Here is a 2,566-nt window from a genome sequence, read left to right on the forward strand (position 1 = left end):
GGATAGCCCATCTCGCCGCTGGCCGCCATCAGCGCCAGGCGCACGCCACGGCTGGTGGCGTCGCCAGCCGCCCAGCTCTTGCGCGAACCGGTGTTGGGCGCGTGCCGGTAGGTGCGCAGCGCCTGGCCATCGACCCAGGCCAGCGACAGCGCATTGAGCATGCGTTCGCGATCCAGACCGAGCAACTGCGCGACCACTGCGGTGGTGGCCACCTTGACCAGCACCACGTGGTCCAGCCCAACCCGGTTGAAGGAATTCTGCAGGGCCAGCACGCCCTGGATTTCGTGCGCCTTGATCATCGCCAGCAGCACGTCATGCAGGGTCGGCGCGGGGCGATGCAGGGCCTGTGCGTTGCGCCCCAGCCAATCGCAGACAGACAGGATGCCGCCTAGGTTGTCCGACGGGTGGCCCCATTCGGCGGCCAGCCAGGTGTCGTTGAAATCCAGCCAGCGCACCATCGCGCCCAGGTTGAAGGCCGCCTGCACCGGGTCCAGCACGTAGTGCGTACCCGGCACGCGCGCACCGTTGACCACGCTGATACCCGGCACCAGAGGACCGAGCAGCTTGCTGCAGGCTGGGAAGGACAGCGCTTCCAGGCCACAGCCCAGCGTATCGAGCAGGCAGTGATGTGCGGTCTGGAACGCCAGGGGTGAATCGATGCGCGCGTCGCGCACGTAGTCGACGATGTCCACCAGCAGCGCATCCCACGCTGCACGCTCGTTGGATGGAATGGGGTTGCTGGACATCGTCGATCTCCTCATTGCGGTGCACGGTTGCCCGTGCACCAGGCCAACCAAGGTTGGCATCTACCAGAGCACTACTCGGCCGGTACCCGCACCTTGCCTTCCATCAGCACGCGGGCGCTGCGGCTCATGATGGCCTTGGTCACCGTCCACTGGCCGTCAACGCGTCCGGCCTGCGCGCCCACGCGCAGCGTGCCGGAGGGATGACCGAAGGTCACCGATTCGCGTTCGCCACCACCGGCGGCACGGTTGACCAGGGTGCCCGGAATCGCTGCTGCGGTGCCGATCGCCACGGCGGCAGTTCCCATCATCGCGTGGTGCAGCTTGCCCATCGACAGCGCACGCGCATGCAGGTCGATCGCCGACGCCGGAATGGCCTTGCCGCTGGACGAAACGTAGTCCTGTGCCGGCGCCACGAAGGCCACCTTCGGCGTGTGCTGGCGGGTCGCCGCGGCTTCCAGGCTCTTGATCAACCCCCTGCGCAAGGCGCCGCAGGCGCGGATGGTCTCGAACTTCTGCAGCGCAGCCTTGTCTTCGTTGATCGCCGGCTGCAGCTCGGTGCCGGTGTAGCCCAGGTCGGCGGCGTTGAGGAAGATGGTCGGGATGCCCGCGGTGATCATCGTCACCTCGAAACTGCCCACGCCGGGAACATCGAGGGTGTCGACCAGGTTGCCGGTCGGGAACATCGCGCCCGCATCGCCGTCATCGGACGGATCGATGAATTCCAGCTGGATCTCGGCGGCCGGGAAGGTCACGCCGTCCAGCTCGAAATCGCCGATCTCCTGCACTTCGCCATCGCGCATCGGCACGTGGGCGATGATGGTCTTTCCGATGTTGGCCTGCCAGATGCGCACGGTGCACAGGCCATCGCGCGGTACGCGGGCCGGATCGATCAGCCCATTGGCGATCGCGAACGGACCCACTGCAGTACTGAGGTTGCCGCAGTTGCCGCTCCAGTCGACGAAGGCGGTGTCGATCGAGACCTGGCCGTACAGGTAGTCCACGTCGTGGTCAGGCACCGAGGCGGTGGAAATGATCACGCACTTGCTGGTGCTGGAGGTGGCGCCGCCCATGCCGTCGGTCTGCTTGCCATACGGATCGGGCGAACCGATCACGCGCATCAGCAGCGCATCGCGCGCGGCGCCGGGCACCTGCGCGGCCTCGGGCAGGTCCTGCAGGCGGAAGAACACGCCCTTGCTGGTGCCGCCGCGCATGTAGGTGGCGGGAATACGGAGTTGCGGGAGGAAGGTCATCGTCGAATCCACGCGTTTGAATTTCAGGAAATGTCTTGCATCAGTGCGACAAGGCCACGGTCAACGCACCACACACGCATGATGTCCACGCGGTCCGGTAGATCGAGGTAATAGACGAGGTAGCGTTCGAAGCCCGGAACCAGCATGAAGCGCAACGGCACCGGCAGCTGTGCTGCAAGATCGGCGTGCCGGGTGGAACCCGAGCCTGGAAACACCGCGATGCGTTGAAGCGTGGCCTCCAACTCGGCGAGAAAGCGCCGACCCAGTACCAGGCCACCCTGCCGTGCGAACCACAGCGCGGCATCGGCTGCGTCGGCTTCGGCCCGGGGCCTCCATTCAATCGCCTTCACGCTCCATCCTTTCGGTCAGTTCGCGACGCATCCGCTCGAATGTAGCCGCTGTCACCGGAACGGCAGGCCCCGACGCCAGCCCCTCGGCAATCAGCTGCTTGAGCAGTTCTTCGGCCTTGCTGCGCTGACGCTGGCGGATCAGATCACGCACATAATCCGACGTACTGGAGTAGCCGCCTTCGCGCACTTCCTCGTCCACGAACTGCTTGAGCGGATCGGT

General features: G+C 65.9%; 4 protein-coding genes. All 4 read right to left on the reverse strand.

The genetic code is table 11. From position 1 onward, the window contains the following. On the reverse strand, positions 1-746 hold a 746-nt coding region (locus tag ACYVTD_RS11465; protein WP_461247903.1), incomplete at its 3' end, for an MmgE/PrpD family protein. Positions 747-817: 71 nt separating this feature from the next. Further along, positions 818-2,008, reverse strand: coding sequence for a 2-methylaconitate cis-trans isomerase PrpF (gene prpF / locus ACYVTD_RS11470; RefSeq protein WP_461247904.1), 1,191 nt, complete (start codon positions 2,006-2,008; stop codon positions 818-820). Positions 2,009-2,019: 11 nt separating this feature from the next. Next, positions 2,020-2,346: a type II toxin-antitoxin system RelE/ParE family toxin gene (locus tag ACYVTD_RS11475; protein ID WP_049443014.1), complete on the reverse strand. Its 327-nt coding sequence runs from the start codon at positions 2,344-2,346 to the stop codon at positions 2,020-2,022. Continuing rightward, positions 2,333-2,566: type II toxin-antitoxin system ParD family antitoxin (locus ACYVTD_RS11480; RefSeq protein ID WP_461247905.1), on the reverse strand; the 234-nt coding region annotated here is incomplete at its 5' end. The genes ACYVTD_RS11475 and ACYVTD_RS11480, both read right to left, overlap by 14 nt.

This window comes from Treponema sp. R6D11 (genome assembly GCF_054786075.1).